The 17621-nt window shown below is 51.3% G+C and carries 18 protein-coding genes; 16 read left to right on the forward strand and 2 right to left on the reverse strand.

From position 1 onward, the window contains the following. Nucleotides 1-35 precede the first annotated feature (35 nt). The 9 genes from R50912_RS08120 (at nucleotide 36) to R50912_RS08160 (ending at nucleotide 6306) form a co-directional block, all read left to right on the forward strand. Entirely contained in the window at nucleotides 36-560 is a 525-nt protein-coding gene (locus R50912_RS08120) for a YqeG family HAD IIIA-type phosphatase (protein ID WP_042241858.1), read from the forward strand. Continuing rightward, entirely contained in the window at nucleotides 560-1690 is a 1131-nt protein-coding gene (yqeH, locus tag R50912_RS08125) for a ribosome biogenesis GTPase YqeH (protein WP_042233848.1), read from the forward strand. Before R50912_RS08120 ends, yqeH begins: the two co-directional genes overlap by 1 nt. Before the next feature lie 83 nt (nucleotides 1691-1773). Next, a complete protein-coding gene (gene aroE / locus R50912_RS08130) occupies nucleotides 1774-2670 on the forward strand; it encodes a shikimate dehydrogenase (protein WP_042233849.1) in 897 nt (298 codons plus the stop codon). A 37-nt stretch (nucleotides 2671-2707) separates the two neighbouring features. After that, the gene (gene yhbY, locus R50912_RS08135) at nucleotides 2708-3001 is read left to right on the forward strand and encodes a ribosome assembly RNA-binding protein YhbY (RefSeq protein ID WP_042233852.1); all 294 of its coding nucleotides are present in this window, start codon (nucleotides 2708-2710) and stop codon (nucleotides 2999-3001) included. Between the two features lie 82 nt (nucleotides 3002-3083). Then, nucleotides 3084-3686 (forward strand): nicotinate-nucleotide adenylyltransferase, encoded by a 603-nt coding sequence (locus R50912_RS08140; protein WP_042233854.1) that lies wholly within the window; start codon nucleotides 3084-3086, stop codon nucleotides 3684-3686. Beyond that, complete coding sequence (gene yqeK, locus R50912_RS08145) at nucleotides 3658-4236, forward strand: bis(5'-nucleosyl)-tetraphosphatase (symmetrical) YqeK (protein ID WP_042233855.1); 579 nt, start codon at nucleotides 3658-3660, stop codon at nucleotides 4234-4236. Before R50912_RS08140 ends, yqeK begins: the two co-directional genes overlap by 29 nt. After that, on the forward strand, nucleotides 4233-4580 hold the full coding sequence (rsfS, locus tag R50912_RS08150; protein ID WP_039308297.1) for a ribosome silencing factor: 348 nt from the start codon (nucleotides 4233-4235) through the stop codon (nucleotides 4578-4580). Before yqeK ends, rsfS begins: the two co-directional genes overlap by 4 nt. Next, entirely contained in the window at nucleotides 4577-5494 is a 918-nt protein-coding gene (locus R50912_RS08155) for a CvfB family protein (RefSeq protein ID WP_042233858.1), read from the forward strand. The genes rsfS and R50912_RS08155 overlap by 4 nt, the downstream gene beginning before the upstream one ends. Before the next feature lie 41 nt (nucleotides 5495-5535). Further along, the gene (locus R50912_RS08160; RefSeq protein WP_042233860.1) at nucleotides 5536-6306 is read left to right on the forward strand and encodes a class I SAM-dependent DNA methyltransferase; all 771 of its coding nucleotides are present in this window, start codon (nucleotides 5536-5538) and stop codon (nucleotides 6304-6306) included. Nucleotides 6307-6431: 125 nt separating this feature from the next. On the opposite strand, the gene R50912_RS08165 is transcribed toward R50912_RS08160, so the two are convergent. Beyond that, the gene (locus tag R50912_RS08165) at nucleotides 6432-6590 is read right to left on the reverse strand and encodes a hypothetical protein (protein ID WP_019912516.1); all 159 of its coding nucleotides are present in this window, start codon (nucleotides 6588-6590) and stop codon (nucleotides 6432-6434) included. A gap of 184 nt (nucleotides 6591-6774) precedes the next feature. Next, entirely contained in the window at nucleotides 6775-7734 is a 960-nt protein-coding gene (locus tag R50912_RS08170; protein ID WP_042233862.1) for an ArsR/SmtB family transcription factor, read from the reverse strand. A gap of 457 nt (nucleotides 7735-8191) precedes the next feature. Between R50912_RS08170 and R50912_RS08175 the strand changes: the two genes are divergently transcribed. From R50912_RS08175 to R50912_RS08205, 7 genes are all read left to right on the forward strand, one after another. After that, the gene (locus R50912_RS08175; protein ID WP_042233865.1) at nucleotides 8192-9589 is read left to right on the forward strand and encodes an ABC transporter substrate-binding protein; all 1398 of its coding nucleotides are present in this window, start codon (nucleotides 8192-8194) and stop codon (nucleotides 9587-9589) included. Between the two features lie 105 nt (nucleotides 9590-9694). Beyond that, entirely contained in the window at nucleotides 9695-10585 is an 891-nt protein-coding gene (locus tag R50912_RS08180; RefSeq protein ID WP_042233868.1) for a carbohydrate ABC transporter permease, read from the forward strand. Between the two features lie 24 nt (nucleotides 10586-10609). Next, entirely contained in the window at nucleotides 10610-11446 is an 837-nt protein-coding gene (locus R50912_RS08185) for a carbohydrate ABC transporter permease (protein ID WP_042233870.1), read from the forward strand. 5 nt (nucleotides 11447-11451) lie between these two features. Further along, nucleotides 11452-12819 carry an arabinan endo-1,5-alpha-L-arabinosidase gene (locus R50912_RS08190; protein WP_042241862.1) on the forward strand — a complete coding sequence of 456 codons (1368 nt, stop codon included), beginning with the start codon at nucleotides 11452-11454 and terminating at the stop codon, nucleotides 12817-12819. A 43-nt stretch (nucleotides 12820-12862) separates the two neighbouring features. Then, complete coding sequence (locus tag R50912_RS08195) at nucleotides 12863-14377, forward strand: alpha-N-arabinofuranosidase (RefSeq protein WP_156123459.1); 1515 nt, start codon at nucleotides 12863-12865, stop codon at nucleotides 14375-14377. Continuing rightward, a complete protein-coding gene (locus tag R50912_RS08200; protein ID WP_042233873.1) occupies nucleotides 14364-15326 on the forward strand; it encodes a glycoside hydrolase family 43 protein in 963 nt (320 codons plus the stop codon). The genes R50912_RS08195 and R50912_RS08200 overlap by 14 nt, the downstream gene beginning before the upstream one ends. Before the next feature lie 582 nt (nucleotides 15327-15908). Then, nucleotides 15909-17474 (forward strand): transposase, encoded by a 1566-nt coding sequence (locus R50912_RS08205; RefSeq protein WP_052416099.1) that lies wholly within the window; start codon nucleotides 15909-15911, stop codon nucleotides 17472-17474. Nucleotides 17475-17621: the final 147 nt, after the last annotated feature.

The raw sequence follows: 17621 nt of genomic DNA on the forward strand, positions 1-17621 counted from the left end.
ATACAAGATTTACGTATGAAAATGAGGTGAAAGTATTGTTTGAAAGGTTAGTTCCCAAACTCCGGGTAAATACGGTATTTGATATTGATCTGGAAGAGCTGTACCGTCAAGGCTACCGTGGGATTATTACAGATCTGGATAATACGCTGGTTGGCGCCAAGGCGCCTCTGGCTACGCCTGAGCTGCTGCTCTGGTTCACGAAGGTGAAGGAATTTGGCTTCAGGCTGATCATTGTTTCAAATAACAATATGGACCGGGTGTCGCGCTTCGCAACGCCGCTAAATATTGAATTTGTACATCAGGCCCGTAAGCCGAGCAATGCCCCGTTTCTGAAGGCGATGAAGCTGATGGATCTGAAGCCGGAGCAGACGGTAGTGGTCGGCGACCAGATGCTTACAGATGTATACGGCGGCAACCGGCTTGGCCTGTATACGGTGCTCGTGCTGCCGATCTCTGTCAAGGATGAAGGCGTGGGTACAAGAATCAACCGCAGGGTGGAGCAGATTGCTCTAACACGTCTGCGCAAGCAAGGATTGTGGCAAGAGGAGGATAAATCTTAATGAATGCATTGAACGACGACAAGAAACGGCCTGAGAAATGCAGCGGCTGCGGTATCAAGCTCCAGACTGTAAACAAGGAGCTTCCCGGATATATTCCGGAGACTGCCTTTGAACGGGAACCCGTAATTTGCCAGCGCTGTTTCCGGATTAAGAATTACAACGAAGCTTCTTCCGTATCGGTGAACCAGGACGAATTCCTGAAGCTGCTCGGCGGAGTAGGCGAGAAGAACGCACTGGTCATCCACATTGTGGATATTTTCGATTTCGAAGGCAGTCTGATCTCCGGGCTGCAGCGGTTTGTCGGCAATAACCCGGTTATTCTGGCGGTCAACAAAAGCGACTTGCTCCCTAAGGTGACCAATTGGAACAGATTGCGCAACTGGATGCAGCAGCGCTGCAAAGAAGAGGGGCTGCGCACGGCGGAGATTGTGCTCGTCAGCGCGAAGCGCAATCAGGGCTTCGACCGCCTGCTGGAGGCCGTAACCGAGCTGCGCGGACAGCGTGATGTCTATGTCGTCGGAGCGACCAATGTAGGCAAATCTACGCTGATCAACCGGCTGATCTCCGATTACAGCGACCTGGAAGAGGAGCTGACTACCTCTCGTTATCCGGGCACGACGCTGGATATGGTCAAGATTCCGCTGGATGACGGCCATTACATTATTGATACTCCGGGGATTGTCTATCCTTGGCGGTACAGTGAACTGGTTGAACGTAAGGATCTGGGCGCTGTAATGCCGGAGAATCCGCTCAAGCCTGCAGTATACCAGCTGAATGAGGGCCAATCACTGTTCTTCGGCGGACTGGGACGTTTCGACTTCGTTCAGGGCGAACGCCAATCCTTCACCTGCTATATCAGCAGTACGCTGAAGATTCACCGCACGAAGCTGGAGCGCGCCGATTCGCTGTATCAGGACCACCGCGGCGAGCTTTTGTCGCCTCCGGGAACGGCGGATATGGATAAGCTGCCGCAATGGCAGCGTCATGAATTCCGCATCGCCAGGAATAGCGAGACTGACCTGTTCATCTCCGGCCTGGGCTGGATCAAGGTGAACGGTACGGCAGGTGCAGTTGTAGCTATACATGTGCCGCGTGGCGTTAAGGTGCTTACCCGTCCTTCGCTGATCTAACTTAAGCCGATGCTTCCGGAGTGAGCTTTGCGAAGCGAAATCAATGAAGCAGATGCTGACAGAACTTGCAGGAGGGCGATACTATGGCTGAGACAGGCCTGAATGGTAAGGATGGACACCCGGAGCTTCTGCTGGGCGTAATGGGCGACCCGATCGCCCAGTCCAAATCTCCGCTGATGCACGGTGCGGCGCTGAAGGCGCTTGGACTCTCCGGCGCTTATGTGCCGCTGCATATCACTCCGGACAAGCTGGGGGATGCCGTGCAGGCGGTCAGGACCCTCGGCTTCCGCGGGGTGAATGTAACCATTCCGCACAAGGTTGCGGTGATGGACTATCTGGATAAGCTGGATGCCAGCGCGGTGGATGTCGGTGCGGTCAACACGATTGTTAATGACAAAGGTGTGCTGACCGGCTTCAATACGGATGGAATCGGATATGTCCGTTCGCTCAAGGCGGAGGTTGCGCCCGAACTCGCAGGCACCCGTATTCTGGTGATTGGAGCCGGCGGGGCGGCCAGGGGCATTGTCTCAGCCCTGCTGCAGGAGCATCCCGCTTCTATCTTAATCGCCAACCGTAACGAGGAGCGTGCCCATCAGCTGGCAGACGGCTTCCGGAATAGAGGGAGCGTAGCCGGAACGGGTATTGAAGCCATTCCTTCCGTCATCGGCAACATGGATATTGTGATCAATACGACCTCAGTAGGCATGTTCCCCCACATGGAGGAGATGCCGATAGATCCGGCTTGGCTTCATGAAGGAATGATTGTAAGCGATCTGATATACAATCCGCTGCAAACCCGGCTGCTTACGGAGAGCCAGCAGCGGGGCTGCATCATTCACGGAGGGCTGGGAATGTTCGTCTACCAGGGTGCCTATGCGCTGGAGTACTGGACAGGACTCCCAGCACCCGTAGATATCATGCGGCAGACTATTGTGGATTGCCTCGGCGGGAGTGCCGGGGAAATGATTTCGTCCAAGTAAGGTAATAATATATGTTAATTAAGGAGTTTGTTCATTTATGTTAACTGGTAAACAAAAACGCTATCTCCGCTCTTTGGCCCATCATCTGGATGCTGTATTCCAGGTCGGCAAAGGCGGCGTCAATGATCATCTGATCCGTCACATTGAAGAAGCTATTGAGAAACGCGAGCTGATGAAGATCAGTGTGCTGAATAACAATGCCGAAGATCCTAAGGAAATTGGTGCCGCGCTTGCCGAGCAGTCCGGTTCGGAGCTTGTTCAGGTGATCGGCAAAACGATCGTTCTGTACAAGGAATCACGTGATAACAAAACGATTGAGCTGCCCCGCTAAAGGTTTGGCGGCGCAGCCCGCACACTTGTGCGAGGGTTGCAGCCGGATGAAGTTCATCGGATAATAGGAGGAGGTTGACCTCTTGAAAGTAGGAATAATGGGAGGAACCTTCGATCCTCTGCATATCGGCCATATGATGGCCGCGGAAACCGCGCGGGAGAGCTACGGTCTGCATGAGGTCTGGTTTATGCCTTCGCATATTCCGCCCCATAAGCATGAGGCCGGAGCAACGGGCGAGGACAGGCTGTCTATGGTCCAGGAAGCGGTTAAGGACCATCCCTCATTTGGCATCCTCGACTGGGAAGTGGTCAGAGGCGGAGTGTCCTATACCCTGGAAACGGTGATCAGCCTGCAGGAGGAATATCCGCAGCATGAATTCTTTTTCATTGTCGGAGCGGATATGGTTCAGTATTTGCCCAAGTGGCAGGGGATAGAGGAACTGGTACAGAGACTGACCTTCATCGGTGTCGGCCGGCCGGGGACTCCGCTTGATCTTGGTCTGCTGCCCGGTTTCATTGCGGAGCGGGTAGTGCTGGCGGATATGCCGCTGGTGGACCTCTCCTCTACAATGCTCAGAGCCCGGGCTGCCGAAGGGAAATCCATCCGCTATATGGTGCCGGACGCAGTCTTTGAATATGTTCAAAGGAGTGGATTGTATGGGGTACAGCCGCGAAGCGCTGATTGAAGCGGTTTCTGACCAGATGCCGGACAAACGCTGGAAGCATACACTCGGCGTGATGGAATCCTCTGTGAAGCTGGCGCAGCGTTATGGCGCTGATCCTGAACGTGCCGAGACAGCGGCAATTCTGCATGATGTCGCCAAGTATTGGCCTGTAGAGCGGATGCGGGAGATCATTGAACAGAACGGGTTATCCACCGAGCTTTTGAAATACGACAAGCAGCTATGGCATGCCGAGGTGGGCGCTTTTGCCGCTGAGCATGATTATGGAATTACGGATACTGAGGTACTGAATGCCATCCGCTACCATACTTCAGGTCGGGAGAACATGAGCCTGCTGGACAAAATCGTCTGCCTGGCTGATTATATTGAGCCTGGGCGGGACTTCCCCGGTGTGGATGAGATACGCAGGCTGGCCAAGGTCAGCCTGGAGGAAGGGCTGATCGCAGGACTGGATTCCACGATCAGCCTGCTGCTGGAGAAGCGCCGGATCGTGTTCCCGCTTACGGTGCTGGCGCGCAACGATTTAGTAAGAATACTGGAGGATAAAATATGAGTGTACAATCAAACAAACTTCTGGAGCTGGCGCTGAATGCCGTTCAGGACAAAAAAGCAATGAACGTGGTGGCACTGGATCTGCGCAGCGTGTCGCCGATCAGTGATTATTTCATTATCTGCCACGGTAATTCGGATACCCAGGTGCAAGCGATTGCTACTGAGGTTCGCAAGGTAGTTCATGAAGCCGGAGGAATGATCAAAGGCATCGAAGGGATGGACGCAGCCCGCTGGGTACTGATGGATCTTGGGGATGTTATCGTCCATGTCTTCCACCGCGATGAACGCGAATATTACAACATCGAGCGTCTGTGGTCGGATGCCAAGGTTGTGGAAACGGTATGAGTCTGATAGCTGGAACTACGGTTATGCTTGAAGTGATGCGGGAGGTATCCCCTTACGGATACTTCCTGAGCGCCGGTGACCAGGATATCATGCTTCACTACACCGAGCTGGTCGGCAGCAAGCCGAAGATCGGTGACAAGGTTGAAGTGTTCATCTTCTTCGATACCGAGGACCGTCCTGCAGCTACAATGAAGAAGCCTTACCTGACGCTGGGCGAAATGGCGCTGCTTGAAGTGGCCGATATTCATCCGCGTCTGGGCTGCTTCCTGGAGATGGGGCTTGGACGCCAGTTGCTCCTGCCCATTGGCGAGCTTCCGGAGCTGGTGGAGCTGCGTCCGCAGATCGGCGATAAAGTGTTCGCCATTATGGAGCATGACAAGCAGGGGCGTCTTCGTGCCAAGCTGGCCGGAGAGCAGGAGCTTGCGCCGCTGGCACTGCCCGCACCTGAATCATGGCAGGGACAGACTGTAACGGCGCGGGTGTATAAGCCGCTTCAGATGGGTACCTTTGTCCTTGTAGATGCAGGTGTCCTCGGCTTCGGCATCATCGGGATGGTTCATTCCTCTGAGCGCAGCCGGCTGCTGCGTCTGGGAGAAATGATTGAAGCACGGGTTGCCCATATCCGTGAGGATGGCCGCGTCAACCTCAGTATGGGCCACCGCAAGGAAGTAGGCCGTGATGTGGATTCAGCGGCACTGCTGGACTTCCTGGCTACCCGTCCGGGCGGCGGCATGCCGTATTCGGATGCAACGCCTCCGGATATTATCAAGCAGCGCTTCGGCATCAGCAAGTCAGCCTTCAAGCGTGCGCTGGGCAAGCTGATGAAGGAAGGCCTGGTTACCCAGAAAGAGAACTGGACCTATCTGGCCGGCAAGGAAGAGGCAGATTCGGAGCCTGAATCTGACAACCAATAGTTTTCTGACAACCAATAGTTTATAGAAAGCGGTGTACGCCAGTGTCCTCCTATGGGAAATTTGCTTATGTATACGATGAGCTGATGGCGGATATGCCATATCCGGATTGGCTGACCTTTGCGGAGACGGCATGGAGCAAATACGGCAAGCCGTCTACGGTAGCCGAACTCGGCTGCGGTACCGGCAGCCTGACCATTCCGCTGGCCGCGGCAGGTTATCATATGACGGGGATTGATCTCTCTTCGGACATGCTGGCGGTGGCACAGCGTAAGCTGGAGCAGCAGCCGCAGGGACGGCGTTTTTTACGGGAAGGCAGTGTACGCTGGGTTAGACAGAATATGAAGGAATGGGAGATGCCGGAGCCTGTAGATTCGGTTATTTCCTTCTGCGATTGCCTCAATTACGTACTGGAAGAACAGGATGTAAGGGACGTATTTGTCTGTACCTATGCCGGACTTAAGCCGGGCGGAACCTTCCTGTTCGATGTACATCATCCGAATACGCTGACGCGCTACGAGGAAGAACAGCCCTTCGTGCAGGATGAGCCGAACGTATCGTACATCTGGACCTGTGAGCTGGACGTACCGCGCCGGGAGATTGAGCATCACCTGTCCATCTTCGCCCGTGAAGAGGGCCGCCAGGATGTGTACCGGCGTTTTGAAGAGACGCATACCCAGCGCGCCTATGATCCGGACTGGATGAAACAGGAACTGCTGAAGGCCGGTTTCAGCGATGTTAAGATCTATGCGGACTTCGAGTGGATCGAAGCTGACGATTCCGCCCAGCGGCTGTTTTATGTAGCTGTGAAATAAACCTTATGTATACAGCGGTCCTTACCCGTAGGAGGGTGGGGGCCTTTTTGTTGTTTCTTCTATTTGGATTCTGATAAAAGGAACCGGCCCGTGCATCCGCACGGACCGGCCATCTTTCAATGTTTTTACCTGTGTTCGAACAAATCGATGGTGCCGAGTACAATATGCGCCAGACCAAATCCAAGAATGCCTGTTGCAGCCATTTTATATCTGCTGCCTAAAAAAGCTGCGCTGGAAGCAGTTACTACGGTTCCAAGAACGGCGGGTATCAACCCTTCACGCATTCGAAACACTCCCTCACGGTAGTTTGAAAGACATTCGTTAGTGTGGGTTACGGAGGGGACAATTATACGGGGAGTTTAGCGCAGCGGCGGGCCGGAGGATTCGGAGAATGCGGGGGACGCTAAAACATCATAAAAAAGACCATTCTCTTGAGCGGAGAATGGTCTTGCTGCCTTGCAGAACCTGTCAGTCCACGGCCCCCGCCGTGGTTACACGGCTGGAAGGAGCTTCAACCTCATGAACATTGTAGAGCACACGAGCCAGCAAATCCTGGCTATAATTGCCGAAATGCTTGCCGTAAATGGTTAAGCCGCGTTTGTTCACCGGCTTGTCGGTGACGGCAATGCGGAAGGTCAGCTCGCTTTTGTAATCCAGCTTGATATCATCGAGGGTAATATCCGAGATGCGGCAGCCGTCAATGAAGCTTCCCTCATTATTGATCCGGATCAGCTTCAGCATTCCGTACTGATTGAGGTGAGGAGGCCACCAGTCAGGATTGAAGGTGCCGCGGGCATCACCGAAGTCTCCGGGACTGGTCCAGAAACCGATCTCAATCCCGTTTACATAGAAATACAGGTCGGAAGGATAATTATCGTTGAAGCCTGGTGCTTCAGAGCCGATTTCCATGGAGAACTGGATCTCCCGGAAGGTCTGGTTCGCTTTGAGATAATTAGGGATCCGGTATTCCAGGAATCCTTCGGCCATCCAGATAATCTCGGAATCAATCCGCTGCGGATCGGCGAAGTAACGCGGCTCGTCGAAGTCGCCGATAATGCTGTCTTTGGTTGCCAGTCCGCAGGTAGGGACAGCCTGATAATTGCTGTAGTGGCCTACCTGAATTTCGACCTCGTACAGATTGTCAACATCCTTGCTGCGCAGATCTACCATCAGCTTATCTTTATTCAGATAGCAGACCTTCTGGATCCCATGCTTGCCTACTGAGGTATTAATCTCGATTAGGCCGCTTTCCTCCAGCTTCTTGATATGCATCGTAATTGCACCATTGCTGAGATTAAGCTTCTTGGCAATTTCATTGAGGTTCAGCGCCTGATTCGTGGCCAGCAGTTCGAGAATCTGGATGCGGATTTCGGAGCTGAGCGCCTTGAAAATATCAATCCCGCTCATCAGATCTTTGATATAAATCATATTTAGGGTACCTTCTTCCAGTGAGGTCATTAGAAAAAAACTATTTTATAAAATTATAAACTAATTGAGCCTAAAAGGAAAGCATTCTTCCTTTATTTGTACATTATAATTAAATTTAAGCTAAATATGAAACGAAAAGGATTTTTATTTTATATTTTTATAAATGAATAAAGCCGATAAATTGCGAAAAAAGCCTGTTATATTCAGTAACTATATCTTCAAAGACTTTTGATTCAAATATATATGAATAGTTTTATATTTATGTGTTTACAGTGATCTTTATATATGTTATTTTATATCTGTAAGCGAATACATTCAAATGTTTTTTAATTATTTTAATAATATATGAAACGTAAGTCGTAAGATGAGGTAGCTTGAACTAACAAACCTGTATACGGTTACTTTAGTTCTTCTATATAGCATTATAATTGTTCAGCAAATCCTAGGAGGGGTTACAGTGTTAAAAAAAAAGGGCTGGTTTACACTGCTGTCGTTAGTTCTGATGGTATCAGTTATACTTACAGGCTGCGGCGGGAACAACAATGCATCATCCGGTAGCAATAGCGGAGGCGAAGCCACTGCAAATGCCGGCAAGAATGATTCGAAAGAAACCAAAAACCTTACCTTCATGTTCCGTGGAGGAACCGATGAGCAAAAAGCCTATGAAGGTGTCGTGAAGAAATTCGAAGCAGACCATCCGAACGTCAAGGTTAAAATTGTCGTTACTGCGGCAGATCAATATGCTACCAAGCTGAAAGCATCTATTACAGGCAACAGCGTGCCGGACGTATTCTATTTTGAATCCGGGGACCTGAAGGCTTATGTGAACAGCGGCGTGCTGCTGGACCTTACCAGCTATGTAGAGAATAACCCTAATATCGATTTGAACAACATTTGGAAATATGGTGTAGATTTGTACCGCTACGACGGCACTATGGCCGGACAAGGCAATCTGTACGGAATGCCTAAAGATGTAGGCCCATTCGCACTCGGCTACAACAAAACGATGTTCGAAGCAGCAGGCATACCTCTGCCGGACAAAGACAAACCCTACACTTGGGATGAATTCATCAAAGTGGCCCAGCAGCTGACGACCGATAAAGACGGCGACGGCAAGCTGGATCAATTCGGCGCAGGCTTCAACGTGCAATGGGCATTGCCATCCTTCGTATGGAGCAACGGGGCTGACTGGATCGATGCTACCAAAACAAAAGTAACGATTGATGATCCGAAATTTATCGAAGCTCTGCAGTTCTTCACCGACATGCAGCTTAAATATGGTATTACGCCGTCCACAGAACAAGCGCAGACACTGGATACCTACCAGCGCTGGATGAAAGGCGAAATGGCCTTCTTCCCTGTAGGTCCTTGGGATATGAGTACTTACGAAACATTGCCATTTGATTATGATCTGATTCCTTATCCTGCAGGCTCCACTGGCAAATCCGCTACATGGACCGGATCACTTGGTATCGGTGCTTCCGCCAAGACCAAACATCCGGATGAAGCTGTAGAGCTGATCAACTATCTGACGGCTTCGAAGGAAGGTATGGAAGCGCTTGTTAAGGCTAAAGTACAAATTCCGAACCTGATTGATATGGCTACAGAATGGGCTGCAGATACAACAACAAAACCAGCCAACAAAGAAGAGTTCCTGCAGGTGGTTAACGAGTACGGAAGAGTGCTCCCAGGTCATTATACTTACAATGCTGAGTGGTATAACCTGTTCTACACCGATATCCAGCCGGTTCTTGACGGCAAGGTTACACCGGAAGAGTATGTGAAATCAGAACAGCCTAAGATGCAGAAGCTGCTTGATAAAGCAGTGGAGCAGGAAGCTAAATCCAAGAAATAAGCTGTACACCATAGTTATAAACCAGAATAAAAGTGATGCGGGGTCTCCTGTAACAGCGGACCAGCATCACTTTGTTCTGAACTATCTGAATTTGAGGTGATTGTAATGAGCGCTAAGTCAGGCCTCTACCGGAAGGAGAAAATCTACGGTTTTCTGTTTATTCTTCCTCCGCTGCTGGGACTACTCATCTTTACGCTGTATCCGATGATTTATTCGATCTATGGCTCATTTACGGATTGGGATGGACTTGGACAGATGAACGTAATCGGCCTGAGTAATTTCACCGATCTTTTGACAGATGAGCTGTTCCATAAGGCCGTATTCAATACACTCTTCATGATGCTTGGCATTCCAATCGGGATTACGCTGGCATTGCTGCTGGCGCTGGGCCTTAACCGGGGCGTGCCCGGCACTACAGCATTTCGGGTAATCTATTATGTTCCGGTCATCTCTTCACTGGCGGCAGTGTCCATTATGTGGAACTGGGCCTATAACGGTGACTATGGACTCGTGAACCAGTTCCTGGACCTGTTCGGCATTAGCGGCCCGAACTGGATGGCCAATAAATTCACCGTCAAGCCTGCGCTTATCATTATGGCGGTGTGGAAGGGACTCGGCTATACAATGCTGCTCTATTTGGCTGCGCTGCAGAGTGTCTCCAGATCCTATTATGAAGCGGCTGAGCTGGACGGAGCGAACGGCTTCCAGTCGTTCCGGCATATTACCTGGCCGATGGTGCGCCCGGTAACCTTCTTCATTATCGTTACCAATATTATCGGAGGATCGCAAATTTTTACCGAGATGAACATTATGACCCCGACAGGCGGTCCGGAATATGCTTCGGCTTCCGTGGTGTTCTACATTTGGCAGAAGGCCTTCGGCAGCTTCCAGATGGGTTATGCCTCCGCAATGGCGGTAGTACTCGGCGTGTTCATATTTGTCGTGACTCTTATCCAATTCCGAATGAACGAGAAACAATCGTTCGATGTCGATTGATCTGAGAGGGAGGAGACCCTAAATATGACGAGCAGAAGAAGAGTTACCAATACCATCATATTCGTTCTACTATTAATCGGCGCGGTGTTCATGATCGGCCCGCTGCTCTGGATGCTGTCCACCTCATTCAAGGATAAGCAGGATGTGTTCGCCTTGCCTCCGGTGTGGATTCCCAATCCGTTCCATTTCGATAAATACAGTGAAATCTGGGATGCTGGCCCGCTGCTCAGCGGGATCAAGAACAGCTTGATCATTGCAGTGACTGTGACCATCGTCGGCACGTTCACTTCCAGTCTCGCGGCGTTCTCCTTTTCCAAATTGCGCTTTCCCGGTAAAAACAAGATTTTCCTGTTAATGCTGTCTTCACTGATGATTCCGTATCCGGCAGTTATGATTCCGCAATTCTTCATGTTCTCCAAGCTTGGCTGGATTGACACACTGCTGCCGCTGATCGTTCCGGGTCTGTTCGGCAATATCGTGATGATCTTCTTCCTGCGGCAATATTTGAGCAGCGTGCCTAACGCAATCATTGAAGCGGCCAAAATCGACGGAAGCTCGTATTTCCGCCTGTACAGCTCGATCACCTTCCCGCTGATCAAACCGGCGGTAGCTGCACAGCTGATCCTGTGGTTCATGGGCATCTGGAATGACTACCTGTCTCCGATCATCTACCTGAATTCACCGGAGAAGCAAACACTCCAGCTGGTTATCGCTAACTTCAATGCGACCTATGCAATCCAGACGGACTATCCGCTGATTATGGCAGCTTCGATTATTGCCCTGCTGCCGATGCTGATTATCTTCCTCGTGTTCCAGAAGCAGATTATTGAATCTGTAGCCATCTCCGGAGTAAAGGGGTAATGGAAATGTTAGATCCTTTAAGCGGCACAGGAACTGGACTGAAGTTCCCCTCCTCCCCGGGAGAGTTCAAAATGTACGACACCTCTATCCTTGATCAGGAGTCACAGTGGAGTGTACATAACGCGCATGATCCGGGGATCATTAAGACCGGGGAAGGTTACTATGTGTTCTCTACTGATGTAAGAGTCGGCGGGGAACTGGTGCCTGGAGTCATGGTCCGTAAATCAGAGGACCTGATCCATTGGCAGTGGGTACAGTACGCGCTTCCAGGTATCCCTCAGGTAGCCTTGGACTGGGCGAACTCCGTGAATCTATGGGCGCCGGATGTGGTAAAGGTGAACGGCAGATACCGGATGTACTATTCGGCCTCCTCGTTCGGCAGCAGGCAATCGCTGATCGGCCTGCAAACTGCAGCGCATATCGAAGGGCCCTGGGAAGACGAAGGTGTTGTCATTAAGACCCGCGGCGAGGACCCGGTCAACGCCATTGATGCCAATGTACTTGAGTGTGCGGATGGGCGGATGTGGATGGTTTACGGATCCTTTTTTGGCGGGATTCATATTACGGAGCTGGACCCTGATTCGGGCAAACCGCTGGAGGATGGCTTCGGCAAGCTGCTTGCCGTCCGTGACAAGGCTACGGAGGACGGGGCAGTAGAAGGCCCTTATATTATCTACAATGATCAATTCAAGCAGTATTATCTGTTCCTGTCGTATGATTCGCTGTTTGAGGATTACAACGTCCGCGTAGCCCGTTCGAATTCTATTACAGGCCCATATCTGGATGCGCACGGCTGCGATGTAGCCGATATTACACATATGCCGCAGCATGAGGTCGGAGTCAAGGTGATGGGCGGTTACCGGTTCGGAGAAGATCCGGGTTGGATCGCGCCGGGGCATAACTCGGTTCTGAACGATAACGGCAGCTATTACATGGTGCATCATGCACGGGGCGGAAGTGACAAGCTGTGGCCGTACCTGCATATCCGCAGAATTCTCTGGACCGCAGAGGGCTGGCCGGTGGTTTCACCTGAACGTTATGCCGGCGAGACGCAGCAGAATATTCCTGCAGCGCTGATCCCGGGAGAGTGGGAACGGATCGTTCATGATCCGGGGGTAGACGGCCAGGTGCAGTCCGTTCCGCTGAAGCTGTTCTGGAGTGGAGAACTGTCGGGTGAGCACGGACAGGGACACTGGACCCATGATGGGGAGCAGACACTGACGCTGGTCTGGAGCCGCCTTGCAGAGGGTGAAGGACACGTGGAGAAGGTGCAGCTGCTGCCTGCCTGGGACTGGGAACAGCAGAAGCCGGCTTTGGTATTCACCGGCATGAATGACAACGGGATTTGCAGCTGGGGTAAGCAGAGCTCCTGAGAAGAATGTATACATGGAGCAGGAAAGGATGGAGAAGAGAACGATGACTAATGTGAAGGTAAGCACAGGTCAAGGGGCAATCAGGATCAGCCGCCATCTGTACGGGCATTTCGCCGAGCATCTCGGCAGATGTATCTATGAAGGTCTATGGGTAGGTAAGGATTCGCCGATTCCGAACACGGATGGTATACGCAATGATGTGGTTGCCGCATTGAAAAAACTGGATATTCCCGTTCTCCGCTGGCCGGGCGGCTGCTTCGCCGACGAATATCACTGGAAAGACGGCATCGGCCTGCCTGAAACCCGTAAACGGATGATTAACACTCACTGGGGCGGTGTGGTTGAGAACAATCACTTCGGCACCCATGAATTCTTCCGCCTGTGCGAGCTGCTGGAATGCGAGCCGTATATCTGCGGCAACGTGGGCAGCGGTACCGTTCAGGAAATGTCGGAATGGGTCGAGTATATGACCTCTGACGGTGAATCTCCGATGGCTAACTGGCGCAAGGAGAATGGCCGGGGGCAACCTTGGCAGCTGAAGTATTTCGGAGTCGGCAATGAGAATTGGGGCTGCGGGGGCAATATGCGGCCGGAATATTATGCCGACCTGTACCGCCGTTATCAGACCTATGCGCGCAATTACGGTGACAACAAGCTCTACAGAATTGCCGGAGGCGCCAATGTGGATGATTACAACTGGACGGAAGTGCTGATGCGCGAAGCCGGACGGTTCATGGACGGGCTCAGCCTGCATTCGTATACAATTCCGGGAAGCTGGGAAGAGAAGCGTTATGCGCTTGGATTCGATACGGATGAATGGTTCGAAACGATGAAGAAATCACTCCATATGGATGAGCTCATTACCCGGCATTCGGCGATTATGGACCAATATGATCCCGGGAAGCGGGTAGGATTGATTATAGATGAATGGGGGACCTGGTTCCTCACCGAGCCGGGCACCAATCCCGGATTCCTGTATCAGCAGAACACGCTCAGAGATGCGCTCGTGGCCGGAATACATCTGAACATCTTCCAGAATCACAGCAGCCGTGTGCATATGGCCAATCTGGCACAGATGGTCAATGTATTGCAGGCGCTGATCCTTACGGAAGGTGAGCAAATCCTGCTGACCCCTACCTATCATGTATTTGAAATGTACAAAGTTCATCAGGATAATGAGCTGCTTGCAGTCGATTTCACCAGTCCGGAATATACCTGCGGCGGAGACTCGATTCCGCAGCTTAGCGTATCGGCTTCCCGGGATGAGGCGGGGGTCATCCACATTTCCCTCTGCAATATGAGCCATGCGGATAATGCCAGTCTTGCTATTGAGCTCCCCGGTGTCACTGGTTCTGTAAGCGGGAAGATTCTGACGCACAGCGATCTGAATGCCCATAACACCTTCGAGCTGCCGGAGGCGGTAGCTCCGGTACCCTTCGAAGGCGCCCGGTGTATGGATGGAGTGCTGCAGTGCCAGCTCCCGCCGGCGTCGGTTGTTGTCCTGACCCTGAGACAAAAAGCTCAAGACCAAAGGAGAAACCATGATGAGCACAAATAGAGAATACAGTAATCCGATTGTAGAGCAGCGTGCTGACCCCTGGATATACAAGCATACAGACGGCTATTACTATTTCACGGCTTCCGTGCCGGAATATGACCGGATCGAAGTGCGCAGAGCTGCAACCATAGAAGGACTTAGAGAGGCGCTGCCAGTAGTAGCCTGGCGCAAAGAGGAGAACGGCCCGCTCAGCGCCAATATCTGGGCTCCCGAAATCCACTATATTGATGACAAATGGTACATTTATTTCGCGGCTGCCCGGACCACGGAAACAAAGGAAGGGCTGTTCGACCACCGTATGTTCGTGCTGGAGAATGCTTCGGCGAACCCGTTGGAAGGGGAATGGGTGGAGAAAGGCCAGATGAAGACTGCCTGGGAATCCTTTGCTCTGGATGGCACTTCATTCGAACACATGGGAGTTCGATACTATGTATGGGCGCAAAAGAACCCCGCTATCGAAGGGAATTCTAACCTGTATATCTCGGCCATGGCTAACGGCTGGACGTTAACAGGTCCGCAGACCATGATCGCCACGCCGGAGTATCCGTGGGAGATTATTGGCTTCCGGGTGAATGAAGGCGCAGCTGTTCTGAAGCGTAACGGCAAGATCTTCATAAGCTTCTCGGCCAGCGCGACCGACTATAATTACTGCATGGGACTGCTCACCGCCGATGAGGACAGCGATCTGCTGGATGCCGCCTCCTGGACCAAACATCCTGAACCGGTCTTCAAGACGAGTGAGGAGAACGGGCAATACGGCCCGGGGCACAACAGCTTCACGGTCGATGAGAACGGTGAGGATGTGTTAATCTACCATGCCCGCAACTATAAGGAGATTACCGGAGATCCGCTCTACGATCCGAACCGCCATACCCGGGCCCAGCGCCTGCATTGGAATGAAGACGGCACGCCGGATTTCGGCGTACCGGTGAAGGACGGCGGGAAGTAACGGACCGGTTCCCGTGACCCGGAGCCGCAATGGCAGATGACAGGCCTGCGGATGCAGAAAGGTTCTGCTATATAGAGTGAACTTAAGTTCAGCTTATATAGACACAAACATCCCGCAACCCTGATAGGGGAGCGGGATATTTTGCGTCTTGCTTTTATCTGATGGGTTATAACTGTATTTGGTACAACTAAAGTCACCAGTTATTGCGCGGTAAGTATTATAGTTGTATTCTCTGCAATTATATTGACCTTTGTGCCGCAAAGGAGCACTTTTCGCTACTTTTAGTTGTACAGAATACAATTAAGTGGCCGAATTTGCTTGCTGGCCGTCTTTTAAGTGTACGGAATACAACTATCGGTGAGAGAAGCTAATCTTAAGATATTCTTGATTACCCCACCGTTTGTGTGGGAGTTCCGAGTGGTTTTATTGAGTTCATGCGATATCCTGCACAAAATACAACATTTTCCTCAGGATATCGGTCCTAATCCAAGATTGTTGTAGGAAATACAACATTTCTCCTCCCCCAGGCGGTTTAGCCGGATAATTCTTGTATTTCGGAGTCAATTTCATAATTCCAAACCCTTGCTGGGACTGTTTTTTTTAGGCATAAAAAAAGGAGTACCTCCCCAAGTTCTCGAAGATATAGGCGACCAAACCAACACCCGAGAACGAAAAGAGGTAATCCCTATCTATTCCATTCGACAAGAAGAACTGTTTTCCTTCAAGGAATTGTTCCTGATGCGCCCGGAAGATAAATACAGCCAAATCTTTGAACACTTAGATCTCGCCAAGGTTCTGCACGTTCTTCGGAAAAAGAACAACCGGGGCCGGCCCGAACAACTGAATGTACCTGCCATGATCTATTCCTTGCTCATCGCTAAAATGGAGAACATCGAGTTTGTTTCTTCCCTGGTCTGGCGTCTTACCCATAGCGAAGAGTTTCGGGCGCAGTGCCGATTTACCGGCTCCGATAATATCCCGAGCGAATCTTCGTATTCCCGTTTGATTCATGCGCTGGAGCACACGGGGATGCTTGAAAAACTGCAGGATACCTTGGTGACCTCTGCCCTAGAAGAAGGCTTTGTAACCGGCACACATATTGCCGTGGATTCCTCCATGGTCGAGGCTTGGGATTGCCAATTTAGCGAATCGGCCGCCAAGCGCCGTGCGGCTCGCCGAGGGCAAAAGCCAAATGAGGCTCCAGGAGCCCAGCAACTTCAGTTCAAACTTCCCGAGCCTGAGCCTGAGGCGGCTGTGAACGAACCACCGAAGAAACCCGTCTACGACAAGCGTGGACGTCCAACGAATGCGGCAAGGGAACGCCGGCGTCAGGAACAGGAAGCATATGACCAAAGTCTCGGACCGTTTCAGAAAACCATTGAAGCGATGTTACCTTACACGTATGACGAACTGCTGGCCGCGCTGCCCCGGCATGCCGCGCGTTGTGACAAGAAAAATACGAAGGGTCGAATGACGAGCTACTACGGTTTCAAGGCGAATCTGCTCGTCGATACGGACTGCCAGTATATCTTGAGCGGCCTCTTTAGTTCGGCGAATCCGAATGACCAGCGCATGGCCGTTATTCTTCTCAAAGGCCTGCCCCTGAAGTTTCCCACACTGAAGGTAAAGCATATCTTGGGCGACAAAGGGTACGACTGCGCGTCTATCTACCAGTTGATTCATTCGTTAGGTGCCTATCCGGCGATTCCCATGATTCACCGCAAAGATCCGCCCGAGGGAATGAACGTGGACTACACGCCGGTATGCTCCCAAGGACATGCCTACCGCTACGACAGTTTTGATGCCAAGTACGAAACGCTGAAGTATACCCAGCCGAGCGAGTGCAAAGGCTGCCCACTACTGGGTTCCGGATGCCAAAAGGTGTTTAAAATCCGCATCCAAACGGATTTGCGTAAGCATACCTATCCCGCAAGAGGGAGCGAAAGCTTTACAGAGCTGTACAAAAAGCGTACGGCAGTGGAACGTGTTTTTGCCTATCTCAAAGAGTATTTTGGCATGAAACGCACACGTCACCGCGGCGTACGGGCAAGTGTCGATTTCCAGCTCAGTACACTAGCTTACAATCTTAGTAAGTTTGCATTGGACAAGTTGAACAAACAGTTGAGCAAATCCCAGCAAGTAGCCTAATTTTCTAAAAAATGACCTCAGATTTGGGGCCGAGTCTAACTATTCAGCAAACTGAATTATGAAATTGACTCTTTCGTACAACATTCCTCCCGAACAGCCAGATATATAGGGGGCCAAGTTGTAAAATGTACAACATTTATGCTTATG

The organism is Paenibacillus sp. FSL R5-0912, assembly GCF_000758605.1.
GTDB lineage: Bacteria > Bacillota > Bacilli > Paenibacillales > Paenibacillaceae > Paenibacillus_AQ.

What these genes read in the sequence shown, in the direction of transcription:
- yqeH (WP_042233848.1), top strand. Translation starts at nt 560, where the DNA reads ATGAATGCATTGAACGACGACAAGAAACGGCCTGAGAAATGCAGCGGC.
- aroE (WP_042233849.1), top strand. Translation starts at nt 1,774, where the DNA reads ATGGCTGAGACAGGCCTGAATGGTAAGGATGGACACCCGGAGCTTCTG.
- yhbY (WP_042233852.1), top strand. Translation starts at nt 2,708, where the DNA reads ATGTTAACTGGTAAACAAAAACGCTATCTCCGCTCTTTGGCCCATCAT.
- yqeK (WP_042233855.1), top strand. Translation starts at nt 3,658, where the DNA reads ATGGGGTACAGCCGCGAAGCGCTGATTGAAGCGGTTTCTGACCAGATG.
- rsfS (WP_039308297.1), top strand. Translation starts at nt 4,233, where the DNA reads ATGAGTGTACAATCAAACAAACTTCTGGAGCTGGCGCTGAATGCCGTT.
- R50912_RS08155 (WP_042233858.1), top strand. Translation starts at nt 4,577, where the DNA reads ATGAGTCTGATAGCTGGAACTACGGTTATGCTTGAAGTGATGCGGGAG.
- R50912_RS08165 (WP_019912516.1), bottom strand. Translation starts at nt 6,590, where the DNA reads ATGCGTGAAGGGTTGATACCCGCCGTTCTTGGAACCGTAGTAACTGCT.
- R50912_RS08170 (WP_042233862.1), bottom strand. Translation starts at nt 7,734, where the DNA reads ATGATTTATATCAAAGATCTGATGAGCGGGATTGATATTTTCAAGGCG.
- R50912_RS08180 (WP_042233868.1), top strand. Translation starts at nt 9,695, where the DNA reads ATGAGCGCTAAGTCAGGCCTCTACCGGAAGGAGAAAATCTACGGTTTT.
- R50912_RS08185 (WP_042233870.1), top strand. Translation starts at nt 10,610, where the DNA reads ATGACGAGCAGAAGAAGAGTTACCAATACCATCATATTCGTTCTACTA.
- R50912_RS08190 (WP_042241862.1), top strand. Translation starts at nt 11,452, where the DNA reads ATGTTAGATCCTTTAAGCGGCACAGGAACTGGACTGAAGTTCCCCTCC.
- R50912_RS08195 (WP_156123459.1), top strand. Translation starts at nt 12,863, where the DNA reads ATGACTAATGTGAAGGTAAGCACAGGTCAAGGGGCAATCAGGATCAGC.
- R50912_RS08200 (WP_042233873.1), top strand. Translation starts at nt 14,364, where the DNA reads ATGAGCACAAATAGAGAATACAGTAATCCGATTGTAGAGCAGCGTGCT.